The organism is Stenotrophomonas sp. TWI1151 (genome assembly GCF_039673135.1).
In the GTDB taxonomy this organism is placed as follows: Bacteria; Pseudomonadota; Gammaproteobacteria; order Xanthomonadales; family Xanthomonadaceae; genus Stenotrophomonas.
Map to the genome: position 1 here is coordinate 85,774 of NZ_JBDJLA010000011.1, position 20,940 is coordinate 106,713.

Genomic DNA, 20,940 nt, shown 5'->3' on the forward strand with positions numbered 1-20,940 from the left:
CGCTTTCTGCAGATGAATGGGCGAGAGGAACAGGGGATCATACCCCCGTTGGCGTGGACGGACCTGTCGCTACGCTGTCGCGGTCATGCTGCAACCGCACATATTCCAGCGCCGCGCACCGGGCCTTCAAAATAAAACATGGCCGCGACGCCCCGGCAGGAACGGCACGACCATGCACCACACAATCAGGTCATCGGGCTCAGTGCGCCGGGGCCGGCAGCGTGTCCGGCAGGTCGGCGACGACCAGCGGCGGCAGCTCGGCTTCGCGGCCGTCCAGCACCATCGCCAGGCGGTCGCGATCCAGCGCGTTCTCCCAGCGCGAGACCACCACAGTGGCCACCGCATTGCCGATGAAGTTGGTCAGCGAGCGGCATTCGCTCATGAAGCGGTCCACCCCCAGGATCAGCGCCATGCCGGCCACCGGCACTTCCGGCACCACGGCCAGGGTGGCGGCCAGGGTGATGAAGCCGGCCCCGGTGACGCCGGCGGCGCCCTTGGAGCTGAGCATCGCCACCAGCAGCAGGGCGATCTGGTGGCCCAGGGTCAGCTCGGTATTGGTCGCCTGGGCGATGAACAGCGCCGCCAGGGTCATGTAGATGTTGGTGCCGTCCAGGTTGAACGAGTAGCCGGTCGGGACCACCAGGCCCACCACGGACTTGCTGCAGCCGGCCTTTTCCATCTTCTCCATCAGCGAGGGCAGCGCCGATTCCGAGGAAGAGGTGCCCAGCACCAGCAGCAGCTCGGCCTTGAGGTAGCGGGCCAGCTTGAACACCGAGAACCCGCACAGGCGGCAGACCACGCCCAGGATCACCGCCACGAACAGGAAGGCGGTCAGGTAGAACGAGCCGACCAGCCAGGCCAGGTTGACCAGCGAGCCGACCCCGTATTTGCCGATGGTGAAGGCGATCGCGCCGAACGCACCGATCGGAGCCGCCTTCATCAGGATGTGGACCAGGCGGAACACCGGGGCGGTCAGCGCTTCCAGGAAGGTCAGCACCGGGCGGCCCTTGGCGCCGGTCAGGGCCAGCGCGATGCCGAACAGCACCGCCACGAACAGCACCTGCAGGATGTTGCCTTCGACGAAGGCGCTGACCAGGGTGGCCGGGATGATGTCCAGCGCGAAGCCGACCAGGGTCAGCTCATGCGACTTCTGCACATAGCCGTTGACGGCGGTCTGGTCCAGATCGGCCGGGTTGATGTTCATCCCCGCGCCCGGCTGCACCACGTGTGCCACCACCATGCCCACGATCAGGGCCAGCGTGGAGAAGAACAGGAAGTAGGCCATCGATTTGGCGAAGACCCGGCCCACGGTGCGCAGGTGGGTCATGCCGGCGATGCCGGTGACGATGGTCAGGAAGATCACCGGGGCGATGATCATCTTCACCAGCTTGATGAAGGCGTCGCCCAGCGGCTTGAGCGATTCGGCGAAGGCCGGCTCGTAATGGCCGAGGATGGCACCGAGAACGATCGCCACCACGACCTGGAAATACAGTTGGCGGTAGAACGGCAGCGGCTTGGCCGCCAGCGGGGCGGTGGTGGGAACGTGCATGGAAAGCTCCGGCAGTGTCACGAAGGATGCCGGCCGCGCTGGGCGGCATCTGGCGTGGCCTTTTTACGCCCGCATCTCGCCAACGCAGATAACCTATTGGTACTAGCCCCCCGGTTCAGCTGGCCGGACTGCCTACACTGCCCCGGCACCGCGCCCCCACGGCGGCGGGTGGCCCGGCAGCGGATCAGGGGGAGAGACCCACAGATTTGCCGTCCGCGGCCGTTGTTGTTCTGCCCCACCCTTATCTAGCAGCTACCGCCCATGCGCCCTACGCCCCTGTTCATCGCCCTGGCCCTGACCACCGCCCCGCTCGCCGCCACCGCGGCCGACTGGGACAACTGGCCGACCAAGACCACCTTCAGTGACGGTACCGAGCTGGCAGCCACGGCCAACATTGCCTACGACCTCAACGACTTCTCCGACGGCAGTGGCATCGAAGATGCCGACGCCGTGCGCCGCAAGGAGTTCGGCGCGACCCTGAAGAAGAAGGGCGTGTACGACGCCATGGTCTATTACGACTTCCAGGCCGACACCTGGCTGGATGTGTTCGTGCGCTTCGAAAGCAAGGCCTTCTTCGGCAGCGACATCGGCCGCTTCCGCTTCGGCTACATGAAGACCCCGGTCGGCCTGGATGCCGGCACCTCCTCGCGCGCCGGCAGCTTCCTGGAAACGGCCCTGCCCGTGCAGGCGTTCTACGAAGGCCGCCGCACCGGTGCCGAATGGGTGCTGGAGCGCCCGCAGTACCTGTTGCAGGCCGGCGCCTATGGCGGCAAGGACCTGCAGGGCGACAACCCCGGCACCACCCAGGCCGTGCGCGGCGTGTGGACCCCGGTCAAGGCCGCAGGCGACGTGGTCCACCTGGGCCTGGCCTATTCGCAGGAAAACCCGCGCGGCTACCGCGATGGCCGTGATGTCTCGCATGCCGCCAGCGCGCGCCTGCGTGCGCGTCCGGAAGCCGGCCTGACCGACATCCGCCTGGTCGACTCCGGTGCCCTGACCACCGCCGACAAGATCGTGCGCGCCGGACTGGAAGGCATCTGGATCCGCGGCCCGTTCTCGCTGCAGGGCGAAGCGCTGCAGACCACGGTCAGCCGTGACGGCAAGCCGGATTACACCGGCAATGGCCAGTACGCGATGGCCAGCTGGATCCTGACCGGCGAATCGCGCCCGTACAACGCCGGTGCCGTGGCCAACGTCAAGCCGGCCCACGACTACGGCGCGGTGGAGCTGGTGACCCGCTACAGCCGTATCGATCTGGACGATGCCGACGTGTTCGGCGGCCGCCAGCATGATTGGACCATCGGCGCCAACTGGTACCTGACCTCGCACTTCAAGTTCCAGGCGAACTACGTCAAGGTCGATGCCAGCCGGCGCGGCGTGCGCAGCCAGCCGGAAATCTTCGAACTGCGCGCGCAGATGCACTTCTGAGCCCTGCGCCGCCGACCGCAACCGGCGCGGCGGGCGTGCACACCACGCCCGCCGCGCGATCGTAGACTGCCGCCCATGTACTGGCTCGGCCGCCACCGCACCCTGCTGTTGACCCTGCTGGTGATGATCGGCGGCACCGTGCTGTGCGCGGCCGCGGCCGGCCACTACGCCTGGCGCCGCGCGCTGGCCGCCGAGAGCGGCCAGGTGCAGCGCCAGCTGGAGCTGTACGCGCAAGGCCTGCAGCAGCGCATCGACCGCTTCGGCACGCTGCCGCAGGTGCTGGCGCTGGACCCGGACCTGCGCGGGGCGCTGCAGCGGCGCCCCGATGCCGCCGCCCGCCAGCGGCTGAACCTGAAACTGCAGCGCGCCAACCAGGTCACCCGCGCCTCCACCCTGACCCTGGTCGGGCGTAACGGCGTGGCCGTGGCCGCCAGCAACTGGGACCAGGCCAGCAGCAACGTCGGCGAGGACTACAGCTACCGCCCCTACTACCGCCAGGCGCTGGCCACCGGCCACGGCCGGTTCTACGGCATCGGCATGACCACCGGCGTGCCCGGCTACTACCTGTCGCAGGCGATCGAGGAAGACGGCGCGCGCATCGGCGTGGTGGTGATCAAGATCGAACTGGCCGCGCTGGAGCAGGAATGGCTGACCAGCCCGGACGTGGTGCTGGCCAGTGACGAGCACGATGTGGTGTTCCTGGCCAACCGCGACGCCTGGCGCTACCGGCTGCTGCGCCCGCTGGGCGCCGCCGAACGCCGCGAGATGCTCGACAGCCGCCAGTACGCCGACCGCTCGCTGCAACCGCTGCGGGTACGCACCGGCAGCGTGCTGGACGATGGCGGCCGGATGGTCCACCTGCTCGATCCTGTGCTGCCGGGCGAGATGCTCTGGCAGACTCTGGCACTGCCCGAGGAGCAGTGGAGCCTGCACCTGCTGCACGATGCCGGCGCTGCCACCAGCGCCGGGCGCAGTGCCGCCATCGGCGGCGGTGCGGCATGGCTGGCACTGGGCTTCCTGGTGTTGTTCATCCAGCAGCGGCGGCGCCTGGCCGCCCATCGCCAGCGCAGCCGGCGTGAGCTGGAAAGCGTGCTCAAACAGCATGCGCAGGAGCTGCGTACCGCGCAGGACGGTGTACTGCAGGCCGCCCAGCAGGCCGACAGCGGTCTCAGCCGCAGCCTGGCGCACCTACCGCAGGGCGTGGTGGTGATCGACAACGAACAGAAGCTGGTGGCGTGGAACGCGCGCTATCTGGAGCTGTTCCGGTTTCCGTCCGGCCTGATCCAGGTCGGGCGGCCGATCGAAGAGATTTTCCGCTTCAACGCGCGCCGTGGCCTGCTCGGGCCCGGGCCGATCGAAGAAGCGATCGAGCGTCGCCTCAACCATCTGCGCAGCGGCCGCCCGCACATGCGCGAGAGCGAGAAGGACGACGGCACCGTGCTGGAAATACGCGGTAATCCCCTGCCCGACGGCGGCTTCGTGACCAGCTATGCAGACATCACCAGCTACAAGAACACCGCGCGCGAGCTGCGCTCGCTGGCCGATGCCCTGGAGCATCGCGTGGCCGAGCGCACCCGCGATCTGGACGAAGCACGGCGCGAGGCCGAGCGCGCCAACCGCTACAAATCACGATTCGTGGCCTCGGCGGTGCACGATCTGCTGCAGCCGCTCAACGCGGCGCGCATGTTCGTCTCGGTGTTGCGCGGCAAGCTGGGCGGCGATGCGCGGGAATTGAGCGAGCATGTCGACGCTGCACTGGCCGCGCAGGATTCCATCCTCAACAGCCTGCTGGACATCTCGCGGCTGGAGTCCGGCACGTTGCAGACCCACGTGCATGCCTTCGCGCTGTCGCCGCTGCTGGAAACGCTGGCGCGCGAATTCGGCATTGCCGCCGAAGGCCGTGGTCTGCAGCTGGACTGGGTGGACACCTGCGCGGTGGTGGTGAGCGACGAAGCCCTGCTGCGCCGCATCCTGCAGAACTTCCTCTCCAACGCGCTGCGCTACACCCCGCGCGGCCGCGTGCTCATTGGCTGCCGGCGCGCCGGCGATCAGCTGCGTATCGAAGTGCACGATCAGGGCCCGGGCATTCCCGAGAGCCTGCAGCGCGAGATCTTCGAAGAGTTCCGCCGCCTGGATGACGGCGTGGACCAGGAGCGCGGCGCCGGGCTGGGCCTGGCGATTGTCGAGCGCATCGGCCGCCTGCTGGGGCACCGCATCCACCTGCGTTCCACCCTGGGCAGCGGCAGCGTGTTCGCGGTGGACGTACCGCTGGGCGCCGCCGCCGACGTACCCCTTCCCGCCGCCGCCCCGGTGCCGAACGCCGAGCCGGGCGACGACAGCCCGCTGCGCGGCTGCCGGGTTTGGAGCATCGACGACGACCCGCGCGTATGCGCGGCTACCCGCGCGCTGCTGGAACGCTGGGGATGCACGGTGGCGCTGGCCGATGGCCCGCAGCCGGCGCTGGAGATCGCCTCGGCCTTCAACCCGCCGCAGTTGCTGCTGCTGGACGTGCGCATGGGCCAGTGGCACGGCCCGGACCTGTACGAAGCACTGTGCACGCTGTGGCAGGCACGCCCACCGGTGATCCTGGTCACCGCCGAGCGCGACGATGCGTTGAAGGCGCAGGCGATGGAGAATGGCTGGGGCTTCCTGTCCAAGCCGGTACGCCCACCGGCGTTGCGGGCGCTGATGACACAACTGCTGGTGCGGCATCGCAGCTGAGGTTGAGCCTCTACAGTCCGGCGCCGGCATCCCCTTCCGGCTCCAGCGCTTTCACCAGCACCGCCGCCTGCGTTCGGCTGTGGCACTCGAGCTTCTTCAGGATGGCGGTGACGTGCACCTTGACCGTGTTCTCGGCCAGGCCCAGTTCGTAGGCGATCTGCTTGTTGAGCAGGCCGTCGGCCAGGCTCAGCAGCACGCGGAACTGCTGCGGGGTGAGCTGGGCCAGGCGCGCGGCCAGCAGGGCATCGGATTCAGAACGTTGCGCAGCCATTGCCGGGAACCACACGCCGCCGTCGAGCACGGCGGCCACGGCCTGGCCGATGGTCTCGGCCGGCGCCGACTTGGGAATGAAGCCGGCCGCGCCGAACTGCTGCGCACGCCGGATCACCCGCGGGTGGTCGTTGGAGGACACGATCACCACCGGCACATCCGGATGCGCGCCGCGTACATGCAGCAGCGAGGAGAACCCGCGTGCACCGGGCATGGTCAGATCGAGCAGGACCAGCTCGATCTCTGCATGCTGATCGAGCGCGCTCTCCAGCGTCGCGGCGCTGGCCACTTCGATCACATTGACCTGCAGCAGCGCCTGGCGCAGCGAATGCACGACCGCAGCACGCAGCAGGGGATGGTCGTCGGCGACCAGAACGGTGATGTCACTCATGGGGTCGATTGTAATGAGGTTGACGGCCAGCGGCCGTCACTACCGCTTCCTGGCGGCGCAGATGGAATGCGCGGGCAGCAGGGGCGGGGGGGGCGCCCCCCCCCCCCCCCTGCTGCATGCTGCCCCGCCATGCGTCCAGGAACTGGCGGCGCTTGAGGCCGTCCAGGTACACCAGCAGGCCAGGGCCGAGTTGGATCGGGCGGTAGCTGCGCTCGGGCGAGGCGCCCCGCCGTTGGCCCGCCGCGGGCAGGATCGGCATCAACCGCGCTTCGCGGGAGAGCACCTGTTGTCCACGGGGCGACAGCAGATAATCCAGGAACCGGCGGGCTTCATCGGGGTGCTTGCCGCCGCGCGGGATCACCGCGGTGCGCAGCATCACCAGGGTGTAGTCCTCCGGCTCGATGATGCCCAGCGGCGCACCGGCATCGATGCGCGCCTGCGCATACGAGCCCAGCACGTTGTAGACCAGCGAGAGCTGGCCGCTGCTGACCCGGTCGAGCAGCACGCCGGTGCGCTCCTCCAGCTGCACGCGGTTGTCGCCCAGCGCTCCAAGCAGCGCGCCGGCCATGCTGCCGCGTTGGCCGTCCTGGGTGGCAAGCAGATAGCCGACACTGCTGCGCTGCACATCGTAGGTCCCCACCCGGCCCAGCAACGGCGCATCCGGCGCCCGCAGCAGCTCCAGCAATTGACGCCGCGTGTGCGGCACCCGCGCCGCCGGCAGCATGCGCGTGTTGTAGACCATCGCCACCGGCTCGTAGCTGATCCCGAATGCCTCATGCCGCCACTGCGCCCAAGCGGGCAACGCATCGGTCTGCGCCGAGCGGTGCGGTAGCGCATGGCCGTCGTTGACCAGCTTGGCCTGCAGGTCCATGCCACTGCTGATCAGCATGTCCGGTGAAGCCGGACCGCTGCGATCACGCAGGTAGCGCGCATACATGTCCTGCGTGATGATGTCCTCGTAGACGATCTCCGTGCCGGGATGCAGGCGCTGGTAGTCGGCGATCACCGTGGCGAAGACTTCGATGTCGGTCGAGCCGTGGATGCGCAGCTGCGCGGTGGGCGCGCCCTGTGCCGGGAAGCGCTGCACATCACCCGGATCAGCGAAGACCGTGGTGGTGAACAGCAACATCAACAGGCCATGCCAGCGTTTCATGCGTGCCTCCTCGGCAGCCGGATGGTGGCGACCAGCCCGCCACCCACACGGTTGGCCAGATCGATGTGGCCGCCATGACTGTCGACCACGCGTTTGACGATCGCCAGGCCCAGTCCGGCGCCGCCGGCCGCCGCGCCTTCGCCGCGCGCGAAGCGTTCGAACACCCGCTCCGCATCGGCGGCCGCGATCCCGGGACCGTGGTCGGCGATGGTCAGCACGCAGTGGCTGTCATCGGTGGTGAGCGCCAGCTGCAGTACGCCGTCGCCGCCATATTTGAGCGCATTGTCGATCAGGTTCTTGATCGCTTCGCGCAGCAGCAGTGCATCCCCGTTGACCCACGCCGGATCGCTGGTCACCGCCAGCTGTACGCGAGGTGCGGGCAATGCCTGCGGCAAGGCCTCGTGCAGGGCCTGGTGCACGATCTCGGCCAGGTCGACCAGGGCGAAACGCTGCAGGTTCGCGCGATGGATCACACTGGCATCGCTGAGCAGCTGATTGAGAAGGCGGCTCATGTGCGTCGCGTTGCGCTCGATCGCCTGCAGGCTGCGCCGCATGTCCTCCGGATCTTCATCATCCAGCGCGAGCTGGGCCTGCGCGCGCAGGGCCGCCAAAGGCGTGCGCATCTGGTGCGCGGCCTCGGCCATGAAGGCGCGCAGCGTTTCATTGCTGGTCGACAGCCGGCCCATGAAGTGGTTCAGCGCACCAACCATCTGGTCCATTTCCTGCGGTGTGGCGGCGTCCAGCGGCCGCAGGTCGGACGGTTCGCGTCTGGACAGTTCGCGTTCGACCCGCACCAGCGGCCGCAGCGCCCGGTGAACGCCGAGTGCGACCAGCGCCAGCGACAACAGCGAAAGCACGACGATCGCGACCAGCGCGCGGGTGACCATGTCCTGTGCCAGCGCCTCGCGCGCCCGCCGGGTCTGCCCGACCTGCACACGCACCTCGGCCTGCGCGGACGGTGATGACACCCGCCGCGAGACCACCACGAAGCGCACGGTCTCACCGCTGTAGGGCGCGTCGAACAACTGCGGGCGATCGCTCGGCGCGCGCGGCGGCGCCGGCAGATCGCCGTAGCCGGTCACGGTCTGGTTGCGCGCATCGAAGACGCGATAGAACACGCGGTCTTCCGGCGCCATGGCCAGCAGGTCGAGCGAGGCGTACGGCAGATCCACCTGCCACTGCGCATCCACCAGCGCCACCGAATCGATGATCGAAAGCGCCGAGGACACCAGCAGGTGATCGTAGGAACGGTTGGCGGCACGCTGGCCGTAGTCACGCGCACCGAAGAACAACGCGACCGCGAACAGCGCCATCAAGCCGCCCAGATACAGCCACAGCGTGCGCCGGATCGAGGTGGGCGCGCGGGCCTCAGTCACCATCGGCACTGCCCTCGGCCGCCGCATCGTGCGCCTCAAGCAGATAGCCGCTGCCGCGCACGGTCACGATGCGCAGCGGTGCCTCGGCCAGTTTGCGGCGCAGGCGCCCGACATACAGTTCGATCGCGTTGGGACCGGCCTCATCGTCGAAGCCGAACAGGCCGTTGCCGATCTCGTCCTTGCCGACCACCTGCCCCAGGCGACCCATCAGGATCTCCAGCAGACGATACTCGCGGTTGGGCAGCTCGATCGGCTGGCCGTCCAGACTGACCCGGTGCGCGGCGTTGTCGAACTGGAAGCCACCGATCTGCACCACCTCGCTGGCCTGGCCACGGGTGCGCCGCAAGAGCACGCGGCAGCGCGCTTCGAACTCGCGGAAATCGAACGGCTTGCCGAGGTAATCATCGGCGCCGACATCCAGCGCCTGCACCCGGTCTTCGATGCCATCGCGCGCGGTCAGCATCAGCACCGGGGTGCTGTCACCGCGCTCACGCATGCCGGCCAGTACGCGCAGCCCATCCAGTTTGGGTAGGCCGATATCGAGTACGACCAGATCGAACGACTGATAGCGCAGCACGCTCGCTGCGGCGAGGCCGTCGCTCTGCCAATCCACGGCATGCCCACTGCGCCGCATGCGGCGGACGATCGCGTCGGCCAGGTCCGGGTTGTCTTCCACCAGCAGGATGCGCATCGGTCGGGATCGGGAAAGGTGCACGAATGCTAGCGCGTGCGGCCGCATCCGTGCGCTTCGCTGCGGTGCAGCAATGGCTGACAGGTGGATGACAGCATCCCGGCACTAGGCTGCGCCAACGCGACACCACCGAACACACGGTACCTGGGAGGGGCCATGGAACTGAACACACTGCGCTGGTGCCTGCCGGCCGCCTGCACGCTGTTGTTGGCCGCACCCGCCTGGGCCGCCGACGACAACACTGACGACCGCCCGGTCACGGCCAGCCTTGGCGGCCGCCTGCACCTGGACTTCGCCGATTTCCACAACGACCGCCGCGGCACGCCGAACAAGGACGACACCGAGATCCGTCGCGCATGGCTTGACGTATCCGGCAAGTTCTTCGTGGTCGACTACAAGCTGGAAGCGGATTTTTCCGGCGACCGGGTCGAGGCCAAGGATGTGTTCGTCAGCCGCAGCTTCGGCGATGCCGGCAAGCTCACCGTGGGCCAGTTCAAGCAGTTCTTCTCGCTGGATGACCGCACCAGTTCGAACTACGGCAGCTTCCTGGAGCGCGGCAATGCCGGCACCACGCTGGCGCCGCTGTATCGCCTCGGCGCCTCCTGGCAGGCCGCGCGCGGCGACATGACGTGGGCCGCCAGCGCCTACAGCCTGGAGAGCATCGACGCGTGGCAGGTCAAGGGCCGTGCCGCCGGTGGCCGTGCGACCTGGGCCCCCGGCGCCACCGCCGGTGATGTCCTGCACCTGGGCGTGTCGTTGGCGCATGAGCGCTACGACACCCCTGGCGCCGACGGCGTCCCCGCCCTGCGCATCCGCCCGCGCCCGGCCGGCCATCTCTCGGACAACAGCCGCCTGACCCTGGTCGATTTCTCGGCCGGGCGCGACACCGACGTCAACAAGTGGTCGCTGGAGTACGCACAGGTGAACGGGCCGCTGTCCTGGCAGGGCGAATTCAGCGGCGCCACCTTCGACGACGGCAGCCAGCGCGGCAAGGTGCTGGCCGGCTACAGCCTGGTCAGCTGGTTCGTCACCGGCGAATCGCGCGTGTACGACCGCAAGACGGGGCGCTTCGGCCGGGTCAAGGATTTCCAGCACACCGCCGGCGCGTTCGAACTGGCACTGCGCTATGACCAGATGCGCGGCGACCAGCACCTGATCGGCCAGCCGGACCTGCGCGACGGCCAGACCGAGGCGTGGACGCTGGGTGGCAACTGGTACATGCGCCCGAACCTGCGCTTCATGCTCAACCTGATCGAAAGCCGCAACCGCGACCGCCTGGCCGACGCCACCGTGGATCGCACGCGCGCGGTCACCGGCCGCCTGCAGTACGACTTCTGATGCCTACTTTCCGCACCGTTTCTTCTGGAGAATGCAGATGATGCTGAGCATCCTCGGCTTTGGCATGGTCATTACATTCATGTATTTGATCATGAGCAAGCGGCTCTCGCCGCTGGTCGCCCTCATCACCATTCCGATCCTGTTCGCGCTGATCGGCGGCTTCGCGGCCGGCATCGACGACATGATGCTGGAAGGCATCAAGAAGATCGCGCCGACCGGCGTGATGCTGATGTTCGCCATCCTGTACTTCGGGGTGATGATCGATGCGGGCCTGTTCGATCCGCTGGTGCGGATCATCCTGCGCTTCGTCAAGGGCGACCCGATGAAGATCGTGCTCGGCACCGCCATCCTGGCGATGCTGATCTCGCTCGACGGCGATGGCTCGACCACCTACATGATCACCGTGTCGGCGATGCTGCCGTTGTATCAGCGCCTGGGCATGAACGCGTTGAACATGACCTGCGTGACCATCCTCGCCGGTGGCGTGATGAACCTCACCCCGTGGGGCGGGCCGACCGCCCGTGCCGCCACCGCGCTGCACGTGGACCCGGCCGACGTCTTTGTGCCGCTGATTCCCTCGATGGTGATCGCCTGCGCCGGCGTGCTGGTGCTGGCCTGGTACCTGGGCATGAAGGAACGCCGTCGCCTGGGCGTGGTGACCCTGCCGCAGGGCGGGAGCTGGATGGACAACAGCGTCTCCGATGATGGCAACACGCTGCCGACGGTGGAAGACGCCGAGGACACCAAGCGCCCGAAGCTGCTGTGGGTCAATCTGGGCCTGACCATCGCCCTGATGACCGCGCTGATCCTGGGCGTGCTGCCGATGCCGGTCCTGTTCATGGTCGGCTTCGCGATCGCCCTGGTGATCAACTACCCGAACCTGGCCGAGCAGCGGCGCCGCGTGGTCAACCATGCCGGCAACGTGCTGTCGGTGGTCTCGCTGATCTTCGCGGCGGGCATCTTCACCGGCATCCTCAACAACACCGGCATGGTCGAGGCGATGTCGCACAGCTTCCTGGCGATCATTCCCGACAGCTGGGGCCCCTACCTGGCGGTGATCACCGCGCTGGCCTCGATGCCGTTCACCTTCTTCATGTCCAACGACGCCTTCTACTTCGGCGTGCTGCCGATCCTGTCCGAAGCGGCCGGCAACTACGGCATCACGCCGGTGGAGATGGCGCGTGCCTCGCTGGCCGGCCAGCCGGTGCATCTGCTCAGCCCGCTGGTGCCCTCGACCTACCTGCTGGTCGGCCTGGCCAAGGTGGAGTTCGCCGATCACCAGAAGTTCACCCTGAAGTGGGCCATCGCCATTTCGATGCTGCTGATGTTCGGTGGGCTGCTGTTCGGCCTGTATCCGCTTGCGTCCTGATCCGCCTACCAAGGAGCCTTCCGCCATGACTCTTCGCATCGCTTACGTCACCAGCGCCATGGGCAGTGTCGGCACTGCCATCTGCCAGAAGCTGGCCCGCAACGGCCACACCGTGGTCGCCGGCTGCGCCCCCAATTCACCGCGCAAAGCCGCCTGGCTGCGCGAGCAACGCGAACTGGGCTTCGATTTCATCGCCTCGGAAGGCAATGCCGCGGACTGGGCGTCGACGGTGGCCGCGTTCGCCAAGGTGAAGGCCGAAGTCGGCGAGATCGATGTGCTGGTCAACAATGCCGGCGGCAGCCGCGATGTGCTGTTCCGCCAGATGAGCCCGGATGATTGGAATGCGGTGATGGGGTCGAACCTGCATGCGCTGTTCAACATCACCAAGCAGGTGATCGATGGCATGAGCACGCGCGGCTGGGGCCGGATCGTGAACATCGGCTCGGTGAGTGCGCACAAGGGCCAGATCGGCCAGGTGAACTTCGCGACGGCGAAGGCGGCGATGCATGGTTTCAGCCGGGCGTTGGCCAATGAGGTGGCGACGCGGGGCGTGACGGTGAATACGATTTCGCCGGGGTATATCGCGAGTCAGTCGATCAGCAGTTTTCCGCCGGATGTGCTGGATCGTCTGGCGGGCTCGGTGCCGATCCGCCGCTTGGGCAAGCCGGAGGAGGTGGCGAGTCTGTGTGCGTGGTTGGCGTCGGACGATGCGGCGTATGTGACGGGTGCGGATTATGCGGTGAACGGTGGTCTGCACATGTTCTGACGGTTTTGCGCATCCCACGTGATGCGTGGCCTCCCCCACGAGGTGAGCCGCGATGCTGGTTGGCATCGCGGCTTTTTTTTGGCTGATTTGCGTTGTGTGGACGTCGTCTTGGTAGTGCCGGCCGCTGGCCGGCGCCTCGCGATGACGGGTTCATGGGGTTGCCGGCCCGCGGCCGGCACGACCGGCACCACCGACCAACGGTCGGTGGCTACCGCGATGGACGGTTGGCGGTGCCCGCGTTGGTCAGAACTCCGCAGCGACCGTCATGAACAGCTGACGCGGCGCACTGGCGTGGATCGCATAGCGGGTACCCGTCGGATCGGTGGGGGCGAACGAACTGAGCTGGCCGGCGTAGCGCTTGTTGGTCAGGTTGGTCGCGTTGAGCGACACCTTGATATCGCGCAGGCCCATGCCCGGCCCGAACGAATACCCCATGCCCGCATCGAACGTCGTCACCCCGGGCACCGACTGGTCATTGGTGTAGGTGTAGTAACGCTTGCCTGTGTACTTCGCGCGCAGGCTGGCGAAGAAACCATCGCGGTTCCAGCTGATCTCACTGGAGGCCATGCGCTCGGGCGTGTCCACCGTGATCTTGCCGGCCACCGGCACGATCGCACCGCCCGAGGTGTAGTTGTCCTCGTAGGTGGTCTTGTTCCACGAGAGCGCGTTGTACCACTGCAGGCCGTCCATCGGCTTGAGGATGAAGGTCAGTTCCGCACCGCGGCTCTTCACCGAACCCACGTTGATGAAGCGCGTGATGCACTCCGGGCGCGTGCCGACTTCAATACTGGTGCAGGGATTGAGCGAGAGCAGGCGGTTGTCGAAGGTCACGTGATAGGCCGCGATGGAGGCCTGGTACTTTTCGCCGAAGGTGCGGAAGCCGGCTTCCAGCGTCTTGGACTTCTCTGGTTCCAGCCCGGCGCTGGCCGCGAAGGATTCCGGCGAGACCTGCAGCGGGCCGCCGCTGCCGCCACCGACGAAGGCGGCGATGTTCTCCGAGTACGAGGCGAACACTTCCTGGTTCGGGCTCAGCTTGAAGCCGATGCCGGCCTGCGGCAGTACCGATTCCTTGGCGGTCAGCGTGCCGGAGGCGTAGCTGGCTTCCGTGCCCGGCTTCGCGTTGGCCGTCATGCGGGTGTTCGGGCTCTTGATGCCCACATCCACGGTCAGGCGGTCGTCCAGGAAGCGCATGCGGTCCTGCACGTAGAACTGGCGCGTGCGGATGTCGAAGTCCTGATCGAACAGGCGGCGGTCGGGGTGGTTGAGGTAGCCGTCATCCAGGAACGGACCGGTGATGTAGTAGAAATTGCGCTCGACGTTGTGGTCGTTGCGCTCATACCACAGCCCTGCTTCCAGCGAATGGATGCCCCACTGCCAGCTCAGCGCGGCGGTGATGCCCTGGCGGTTGATGGTGTAGTTGGTGCTGCGGATGGAGATCGGCAACATCTCCGGGGTGCCGGGGTTGGACGGCTGGCCCGGTGCCCACCAGTGGCCCTGGCCACGGTTCTCATGGTGGTAGCCAAGCAGCTTCAGGCGGGCGCTGTCGCCCAGCGCGAGGTCGGCATCCAGCGAGTACAGGTTGTCGTCGCGCAGCGCGCGGCTCTGGTAGTACGCGTCATCGATGCTGTTGACGCCACCGGTGAACGCACACTTCTGCGCGTTGTAGGTGCCCGGTGCGCAGTACGCGGCGGCGACCGCGCGATCCCAGTCCGGTGCGTAGATGTTCCAGTCCCAGCCGAGGCCACGTGCGAGCATGCTCTTGGACAGGTAGGCGTAGTTGGCCTGGCTCACGCGCGAGGTGGCAGCGAAGGCACCGAAGCGGTTGTCACCCACGTTCCAGACCGCCTTGGCGTTGAACTGGCGGGTGGTCTGGTTCTGGTTCGGTTCGGCCCACATGTCCGAATCCTGATGCACGCCGGACACATAAGCCGAGAAGCCATTGATGTCGCCGGTGTCCACGCGCAGGTAGCCGCGGCGCTGGTTGTCATCGCCGACGGTGACGCTGGCCTTGCCGCCGAACTCGGTGGACGGGTCCTGCGAGAAGTACTGGATGGTGCCGCCGAGGTTGCTGGTCGAGGCGACGCCCAGCGAGCCGATGCCCTGCGACAGTTCCGCACCGGCGAGATTCTCGGCGATCAGCGCACGGGCGATGCTCAGGCCGTTGTAGTTGCCGTAGCTGTTGTCGCCCAGCGGAATGCCATCCAGCGTGTAGCCCAGGCGGCTCTTGTCGAAGCCGCGCAGGCTGATCGTCTGCGATTCTTCGTTGGCACCGAAGGCATCGTTGGACTGTACCGAGACGCCCGGCAGGCGATCGAGGATCTTCTGGCCGCTGGTGCCAGGCGGCAGTACTTCCTTGTCCACGGCCGTGATGCGCTGCACCTGGCGGGTCTCGCCCTGGCCGATCACCGAAACGGTGTCCAGGGTCTGCGCACTGAGCGCGACGTTGGCAGCGGCGGTGGCGTCTACATCGGCAGCGTTGGCGTTGGCATGGGCGGCGCACAGCGCGAGCGCCACCGCGATCGTCAGGGGTCGGGTAAGCATGGTCGTCCGTTACATGGGGGAAGATGACCTGCGCAATGCAGGTGCATGACCAGCATGCGAGCGGAAGATGAAAGGATGTTTACGGTTCAGCGCATCGCAGATGAATTGCGATGCAGTGCTCATTGACGCACTGGGTGCCTGTGGAAGGCGCGCGAGCTTGCCGGCCAGCGGCCGGCACTACTCGGGGGCGAGCTGATCCATGCGGATGCGATTGGCGAACAAGGAGAACGCAAGCATGCCGGCCAATCCGTTCGCGCGACTGACCCAATGCGGCAACCAGCGCGGCGGGCGCAGGATGCCCTCTTCGAACAGCGGTGCGAAGGCGATCGCATCGGTCAGCGACATCTTGCCGGCAAACAGCCAGCGGCAGACCTGCAGGCGGTCTTCGGCCAGCATGTGGCGGAAGAAGGTGTGCACCGAGACCAGCCCGCGCAGGTACACCGTGTCCTTGGTGAAGGCCGCGCCACCGCTCGGGGGCACGCCGCGGAACACGCGCTGGGCGGAGGCGAAGCTCTCTTCGTTGTTCTGGCCGGCCTCGCAGAAGTAGCGGAACACCTGGATGAAATCGGCTCCTTCGCGCGCCATGGCAATGGCTTCGGTGCGCAGGCTGATGCGCTTGAGGCGCTCGATGTCGATGCTGCCGGTGATCTGCTCGGCAAAGGTCGCCAGTCCTTCCTGGGTCGCGGTGACCCGCGGCGAGGACAGCGCCAGGCTGGGCAGGTGCGGCTGCTCGCGGCCGTTGAGCGCGGTCAAGGAATGCACCAGCGCCTCGTGATGGAACAACTGCGCACGGTCGTAGGCGCTGAAACGCGCACTGGTGCGCAGGCGGATCCGGTTCGGGCCGGCGGCCGCCTTGGAGATCAGGTCCGGATCGAGCTGGACGCTGATGATCCGCGATTCGAAGAAGGCATCCAGATCACTCTGCAACTGCAGTTGCAGCGCGGTGGCCGAGACCGGCACCTGTTCTTCGGGCGCAAGCAGCTCGTGGTCCAGTTCCTGCGCGATCTGGATGAAGTGGCGGGCGGCGTCGCGGGTGCTGGGGCCGTTGCCGGGCAGCGGTTGCTCGGGCGCGCCGAACAGTTCCACCGAGTAACGATCCACCTCGGCGGTGCCCAGCGATTCCAGCAGGCCGGCAGCCTGGTCCCAGCTGTGCGCCGAGCGCTGCACGTACAGGCCGATGGGATGGTCGGGATCGCATTGCGCGCTGATCGCGGCCAGCCGGTGGCGGGTATCGGTGAAATCGAGCTTGGGGTAGTCGACCTGCGGGAGCACCGGCTGCCCGCGGGCGACGCTGGCCAGGAACGGCGCCTGCAGCGCGGCCGGCCAGCTGGTCAGCCCCAGCAGTTTGATCCCGCCCACCGCCTCGACCAGTTGGGCATCGAGCGCGGTGTGGTGGGCGACGTCACGATCCACGGTCATTGGCGTGTCCATGGACGGACAGTAGCAAAAGCTATCGTCGGCCGCCCTTTCCGCCCGGCCGCCACTGCGCGCCCTTGCCCACGTGCTTGCGCTCGATGGCCTGCTGCGCCTGGCGCACGGCCAGCTTGGCCGCGGCGGCAGCCACTTCTTCTTTCAGCTTGAAGTAGTTGAGCAGGCGCTCTTCATCCAGCGTGCCGTCATCGATGGCCGCGCGGATCGCACAGCCCGGCTCACGCTGGTGGGCGCAGTCGCGGAAACGGCATTGCGCCGACAGGGCTTCCACGTCGGAGAAGCCGCCTTCGCTCAGGGCCTCTTCACCGGTCGGCTTCAGCTCGCGCATGCCAGGGGTGTCGATCAGGCAGGCGCCGGCCGGCAGCGGAATCAGTGCGCGGTGGGTGGTGGTGTGGCGGCCGCGCGAGTCGTTGACGCGCACATCGGCGGTCTTCATGCGCTCGTGGCCGAGCAGCGTATTGGTCAGGGTCGACTTGCCAGCACCGGAGGAGCCGACCAGTACCACGGTCTGGCCAGCGGCGAGCCACGGCAACAGGGCCGAGGCGCTGGCCGGGTCTTTGCCGTTGATCGCCAGCAGCGGAATATTCTGCGCTGCCAGTTCTTCCAGCACGTCCAGGGCGTCCTGGCTGTACTCGGTCTGGTCGGCCTTGGTCAGCACCACCACCGGCTGTGCACCGCCCCCGCCGACCAGCAGCAGGTAGCGCTCGATCCGGCGCGGATTGAAGTCCGCATCCAGCCCGCAGACGATGAACACCGTATCGATGTTGGCCGCGATCACCTGCTGGTGGTAATGCTCGCCGGCCGCGCCGCGCTTGATCGCGGTGCGCCGCGGCAGCAGGGCCACGATCTTGATGCCCTCCAGCAGCACCCAGTCGCCTACCGCCGCGCGCTCGTGGCTGGGGAAGCGTGGGCGCTGCCATTCCGGCGGGGATTCGGTCTTGATCGCCGCTTCGGGCGCATCGGAGACGATGTAGCCGGTGCGATGCTGCTCGATCACCCGGCCCGGGCGCGCCTGCGGGAACTGCTCGAACAGGGCCTGCCAGTCCGGCAGCTCCGGGCCGCCCGGCCAGGGCCAGCCAATGGTCTGCAGGGCAAGGTAATCAGTGGGTTCGCTCATCGTGCCCATTCTAATGGGTGTGGCGACCAGGCGTTGCCGCGGCGGAGCGGCGCAGGCGTGGACGGGTGGAAATCCTTTCATCTGCAACTGCCTTGCAGGGCTAGGCGTTGGGCCGGAAACGCTTGCCCTGCAACGCAACAATTCCGCTACCATGCGGTTTCCATGCCTGAATGACGGCCCGTTCATGTCCACGCCCCCGCTGAAGCCGCTCGCCACCCGCGAGCGCCTGTCCGAAGTCCGCTACGAGATCCGGGGCGAACTGGCGCGACGAGCGCGGGAGCTGGAGGCCCAGGGCCGCAAGCTGATCAAGCTCAACATCGGCAACCCGGGCAACTTCGGGTTCCGCGCGCCTGAGCACCTGCAGCGCGCGATCGCCGATGACATGGGCCGCACCGACCCGTACACCCACCAGCAGGGCCTGCCGGAGGCGCGCGAAGCCATCGCCGCCGCCTACGCCCGTCGCGGCGCACCCGATGCGCACCCGGATCGGGTGTTCATCGGCAATGGCGTCAGCGAGCTGATCGACCTGTCGCTGCGCGCCCTGCTCAACCCGGGCGACGAAGTGCTGGTGCCCTCGCCGGATTACCCGCTGTGGTCGGCCGCGACCATCCTCAACGATGGCCGCCCGGTGTATTACCGCTGCGCACCGGAGAACGGCTTCCAGCCCGACCCGGTCGAGATCGAGGCGCTGGTGTCCTCGCGCACCCGCGCGATCGTGCTGATCAACCCGAACAATCCCAGCGGCGCCAGCTACTCGCGCGATCTGCTGGAGCGCATCGTGGCCATCGCCGCCAAGCACAACCTGCTGTTGATGGTCGATGAGATCTACGACCAGATCCTGTATGACGACGCGCAGTTCCATGCCGTCGCGCCGCTGGCCGGCGAGCACCCTTGCATCACCTTCAGCGGCTTGAGCAAGGTGCATCGCGCCTGCGGCTGGCGCGTGGGCTGGGCGATGCTGTCCGGCGCGGCCGAGCGGCTGGGCGAGTTCCGTGCGGCGATGGACCTGCTCAGCGCGCTGCGCCTGTGCGCCAACGTGCCGGGCCAGTACGCCATCGATGCCGCGGTCAACGGGCCGGACACCATCTCGCCGCTGTGCGCGCCGGGTGGCCGTCTGTATGAAACCCGCCGCGCGGTGATCGAAGCCTGCAACGCCAGCGAGCATCTGTCGCTGGTGGCCCCGGCCGGCGCGCTGTACGCGTTCCCGGCGGTGGTCGGTGCGGCGGCACGCAGCTTCGACGACCATGATTTCGCGCTGGAACTGATGAACGAAGAAGGCGTACTGGTGGTCCCGGGCTCGAGCTTCAACGTGCCTTACCGCCACCACTTCCGCGTGACCCTGCTGCCCGAGCCGGAGGTGATGCGCGATGTGTTCGCGCGCATCGACCGCGCCCTGGCACGCCGTGCCGAGGCCAACACCAAGGTGGTCCCGCTCAAGCCGCGCAGCGCGGTGGCCTGATGGGCCGGCCGTACCTGGCGCTGGGCGATTCCTACACGATCGGCGAAGGCGTCGAGCCGTCCGGGCGCTGGCCGACGCAGTTGGCCGCCGCCCTGCGCGATATCGGCGTGGACGTGGACGATCCAACGATCATTGCCACCACCGGCTGGACCACCGACGAGCTTGAGGCCGGCATCGATGCCGACGCACCGCAGGGTCCGTTCGCGCTGGTAAGCCTGCTGATCGGGGTCAATGATCAATACCGTGGACGCAGCGTGGACGAGTACCGCCCGCGCTTCACCGCGCTGTTGCAGCGCGCGCTCGCCTTCGCCGGCGAGCGTGCACCGCGCGTGCTGGTGCTCTCGATCCCGGACTGGGGCGTGACCCCCTATGCCGTGGCATCCGGCCGCGACCGCGTGCAGATCGGGCAGGAACTGGATGCCTACAACGCTGCCGCTGCGGCCATCTGCGCCGAACATGACGTGGCCTTTGTCGACATCACCGACCTGAGCCGCCAGCTGGGCGGCGAGCGCGTCATGCTGGCCGAGGATGGTCTGCATCCGTCCGCCGCGATGTACACGCTGTGGCACCAGCGCGCCTTCGAAGTCACGCGCGTGCTGTGGGCGGAGCCGACCCGCTGAGCGAGGCCACGCTGCCGCTGGCCAGGGAGCAGGCCCGCCGGATCGCCACGGCGTTCCTGCCGCCGCAGCGGTTCGGCAATCGCCGCGATTATTACTACAGCCGCGGCAAGCTCGGCAGTGATCCGCTGTATCCCGGCGTGCTCGCGGCGTTGAACGATGCGCCTGTGGCGCCGTTGCTGGATATCGGCTGCGGCCTGGGGCTGCTGGCGCACGTGCTGCGCCAGCAGGGCAGTACACTTCCGTATCACGGTGTGGACATCGACGCTGGCAAGGTCGCCCGCGCCGAGCAGGCCGGTGCCCGGGCCGCGCTGCCGGATGCACGGTTCACCTGCATGGACGCCAGCGCGGCCCTGCCCGCCCACCTCGGCAACGTCGCGTTGCTCGACGTGCTGCAGTACCTGCCCGCACCCGCGCAGACTCAACTGCTGCACGATGCCGCCGCGCGCGTGGCACCCGGGGCGCGGCTGGTGATCCGCACCACGTTGGCTGACCACAGTGGCCGCGACCGGACCACGCGGATCACCGACATGCTCGCGCACCTGGTGGGCTGGATGGGCACGCGTCCACGCCACTATCCCGATGCCGGGAGCCTGCGCACTCCGTTGGAAACCGCCGGGCTGCAGCTGCGGATGACACCGCTGTACGGCAATACCCCGTTCAACAACTGGCTGATCGTCGGCGATCGTCCGCTCGCTGCGTAGTCGCCGTGGCTCGCGCCGC

The 20,940-nt window shown here is 67.6% G+C and carries 16 protein-coding genes; 8 read left to right on the forward strand and 8 right to left on the reverse strand.

Translation table 11 applies throughout. The features are described from left to right. Positions 1-199 precede the first annotated feature (199 nt). Positions 200-1,549, reverse strand: a complete 1,350-nt coding sequence (locus ABE422_RS13785) for a dicarboxylate/amino acid:cation symporter (protein WP_121039654.1) — start codon at positions 1,547-1,549, stop codon at positions 200-202. A 261-nt stretch (positions 1,550-1,810) separates the two neighbouring features. Between ABE422_RS13785 and ABE422_RS13790 the strand changes: the two genes are divergently transcribed. Then, positions 1,811-2,977, forward strand: coding sequence for a porin (locus tag ABE422_RS13790; RefSeq protein WP_313209139.1), 1,167 nt, complete (start codon positions 1,811-1,813; stop codon positions 2,975-2,977). A gap of 75 nt (positions 2,978-3,052) precedes the next feature. Further along, positions 3,053-5,698, forward strand: a complete 2,646-nt coding sequence (locus tag ABE422_RS13795) for a PAS-domain containing protein (protein ID WP_346483162.1) — start codon at positions 3,053-3,055, stop codon at positions 5,696-5,698. Between the two features lie 10 nt (positions 5,699-5,708). Here ABE422_RS13795 and ABE422_RS13800 read toward each other — a convergent pair whose 3' ends face one another. The 4 genes from ABE422_RS13800 to ABE422_RS13815 are packed head-to-tail and all read right to left on the reverse strand — an operon-like array spanning position 5,709 to position 9,579. Further along, complete coding sequence (locus ABE422_RS13800; RefSeq protein ID WP_346483163.1) at positions 5,709-6,359, reverse strand: response regulator transcription factor; 651 nt, start codon at positions 6,357-6,359, stop codon at positions 5,709-5,711. Then, positions 6,352-7,512 (reverse strand): ABC transporter substrate-binding protein, encoded by a 1,161-nt coding sequence (locus tag ABE422_RS13805; RefSeq protein ID WP_346483164.1) that lies wholly within the window; start codon positions 7,510-7,512, stop codon positions 6,352-6,354. The genes ABE422_RS13800 and ABE422_RS13805 overlap by 8 nt, the downstream gene beginning before the upstream one ends. Beyond that, positions 7,509-8,891, reverse strand: a complete 1,383-nt coding sequence (locus tag ABE422_RS13810) for a sensor histidine kinase (RefSeq protein WP_313209198.1) — start codon at positions 8,889-8,891, stop codon at positions 7,509-7,511. Before ABE422_RS13810 ends, ABE422_RS13805 begins: the two co-directional genes overlap by 4 nt. After that, a complete protein-coding gene (locus ABE422_RS13815; RefSeq protein WP_313209135.1) occupies positions 8,881-9,579 on the reverse strand; it encodes a response regulator transcription factor in 699 nt (232 codons plus the stop codon). Before ABE422_RS13815 ends, ABE422_RS13810 begins: the two co-directional genes overlap by 11 nt. A gap of 156 nt (positions 9,580-9,735) precedes the next feature. On the opposite strand from ABE422_RS13815, the gene ABE422_RS13820 reads away from it, so the two are divergent. Genes ABE422_RS13820 through phbB form a run of 3 tightly spaced genes read left to right on the forward strand, consistent with a single transcriptional unit; the run spans position 9,736 to position 13,052 of the window. Continuing rightward, positions 9,736-10,917 (forward strand): porin, encoded by a 1,182-nt coding sequence (locus ABE422_RS13820; RefSeq protein WP_313219627.1) that lies wholly within the window; start codon positions 9,736-9,738, stop codon positions 10,915-10,917. A gap of 40 nt (positions 10,918-10,957) precedes the next feature. Beyond that, complete coding sequence (locus ABE422_RS13825) at positions 10,958-12,286, forward strand: CitMHS family transporter (RefSeq protein ID WP_070473693.1); 1,329 nt, start codon at positions 10,958-10,960, stop codon at positions 12,284-12,286. Between the two features lie 25 nt (positions 12,287-12,311). After that, positions 12,312-13,052 carry an acetoacetyl-CoA reductase gene (gene phbB / locus ABE422_RS13830; protein ID WP_019183776.1) on the forward strand — a complete coding sequence of 247 codons (741 nt, stop codon included), beginning with the start codon at positions 12,312-12,314 and terminating at the stop codon, positions 13,050-13,052. A gap of 243 nt (positions 13,053-13,295) precedes the next feature. Here phbB and ABE422_RS13835 read toward each other — a convergent pair whose 3' ends face one another. The 3 genes from ABE422_RS13835 to rsgA all read right to left on the reverse strand — a co-directional run bounded on the left by ABE422_RS13835 (position 13,296) and on the right by rsgA (position 18,150). Then, positions 13,296-15,593: a TonB-dependent receptor gene (locus ABE422_RS13835; RefSeq protein ID WP_313219626.1), complete on the reverse strand. Its 2,298-nt coding sequence runs from the start codon at positions 15,591-15,593 to the stop codon at positions 13,296-13,298. A gap of 177 nt (positions 15,594-15,770) precedes the next feature. Next, positions 15,771-17,024 carry a flavohemoglobin expression-modulating QEGLA motif protein gene (locus tag ABE422_RS13840; protein ID WP_259259171.1) on the reverse strand — a complete coding sequence of 418 codons (1,254 nt, stop codon included), beginning with the start codon at positions 17,022-17,024 and terminating at the stop codon, positions 15,771-15,773. Positions 17,025-17,043: 19 nt separating this feature from the next. Continuing rightward, on the reverse strand, positions 17,044-18,150 hold the full coding sequence (rsgA, locus tag ABE422_RS13845; protein ID WP_265308967.1) for a ribosome small subunit-dependent GTPase A: 1,107 nt from the start codon (positions 18,148-18,150) through the stop codon (positions 17,044-17,046). Positions 18,151-18,325: 175 nt separating this feature from the next. Between rsgA and ABE422_RS13850 the strand changes: the two genes are divergently transcribed. The 3 genes from ABE422_RS13850 to ABE422_RS13860 are packed head-to-tail and all read left to right on the forward strand — an operon-like array spanning position 18,326 to position 20,921. Beyond that, on the forward strand, positions 18,326-19,600 hold the full coding sequence (locus tag ABE422_RS13850; protein WP_313209132.1) for a pyridoxal phosphate-dependent aminotransferase: 1,275 nt from the start codon (positions 18,326-18,328) through the stop codon (positions 19,598-19,600). Next, the gene (locus ABE422_RS13855; protein WP_313209131.1) at positions 19,600-20,220 is read left to right on the forward strand and encodes a GDSL-type esterase/lipase family protein; all 621 of its coding nucleotides are present in this window, start codon (positions 19,600-19,602) and stop codon (positions 20,218-20,220) included. The genes ABE422_RS13850 and ABE422_RS13855 overlap by 1 nt, the downstream gene beginning before the upstream one ends. Positions 20,221-20,237: 17 nt before the next feature. Beyond that, a complete protein-coding gene (locus ABE422_RS13860) occupies positions 20,238-20,921 on the forward strand; it encodes a class I SAM-dependent methyltransferase (protein WP_346483181.1) in 684 nt (227 codons plus the stop codon). Positions 20,922-20,940 lie beyond the last annotated feature (19 nt).

Excerpts from the sequence above, each read along its gene's own strand:
- ABE422_RS13785 (WP_121039654.1), bottom strand. The coding sequence starts at position 1,549 with ATGCACGTTCCCACCACCGCCCCGCTGGCGGCCAAGCCGCTGCCGTTC.
- ABE422_RS13790 (WP_313209139.1), top strand. The coding sequence starts at position 1,811 with ATGCGCCCTACGCCCCTGTTCATCGCCCTGGCCCTGACCACCGCCCCG.
- ABE422_RS13795 (WP_346483162.1), top strand. The coding sequence starts at position 3,053 with ATGTACTGGCTCGGCCGCCACCGCACCCTGCTGTTGACCCTGCTGGTG.
- ABE422_RS13800 (WP_346483163.1), bottom strand. The coding sequence starts at position 6,359 with ATGAGTGACATCACCGTTCTGGTCGCCGACGACCATCCCCTGCTGCGT.
- ABE422_RS13805 (WP_346483164.1), bottom strand. The coding sequence starts at position 7,512 with ATGAAACGCTGGCATGGCCTGTTGATGTTGCTGTTCACCACCACGGTC.
- ABE422_RS13810 (WP_313209198.1), bottom strand. The coding sequence starts at position 8,891 with ATGGTGACTGAGGCCCGCGCGCCCACCTCGATCCGGCGCACGCTGTGG.
- ABE422_RS13815 (WP_313209135.1), bottom strand. The coding sequence starts at position 9,579 with ATGCGCATCCTGCTGGTGGAAGACAACCCGGACCTGGCCGACGCGATC.
- ABE422_RS13820 (WP_313219627.1), top strand. The coding sequence starts at position 9,736 with ATGGAACTGAACACACTGCGCTGGTGCCTGCCGGCCGCCTGCACGCTG.
- ABE422_RS13825 (WP_070473693.1), top strand. The coding sequence starts at position 10,958 with ATGCTGAGCATCCTCGGCTTTGGCATGGTCATTACATTCATGTATTTG.
- phbB (WP_019183776.1), top strand. The coding sequence starts at position 12,312 with ATGACTCTTCGCATCGCTTACGTCACCAGCGCCATGGGCAGTGTCGGC.
- ABE422_RS13835 (WP_313219626.1), bottom strand. The coding sequence starts at position 15,593 with ATGCTTACCCGACCCCTGACGATCGCGGTGGCGCTCGCGCTGTGCGCC.
- ABE422_RS13840 (WP_259259171.1), bottom strand. The coding sequence starts at position 17,024 with ATGGACACGCCAATGACCGTGGATCGTGACGTCGCCCACCACACCGCG.
- rsgA (WP_265308967.1), bottom strand. The coding sequence starts at position 18,150 with ATGGGCACGATGAGCGAACCCACTGATTACCTTGCCCTGCAGACCATT.
- ABE422_RS13850 (WP_313209132.1), top strand. The coding sequence starts at position 18,326 with ATGTCCACGCCCCCGCTGAAGCCGCTCGCCACCCGCGAGCGCCTGTCC.
- ABE422_RS13855 (WP_313209131.1), top strand. The coding sequence starts at position 19,600 with ATGGGCCGGCCGTACCTGGCGCTGGGCGATTCCTACACGATCGGCGAA.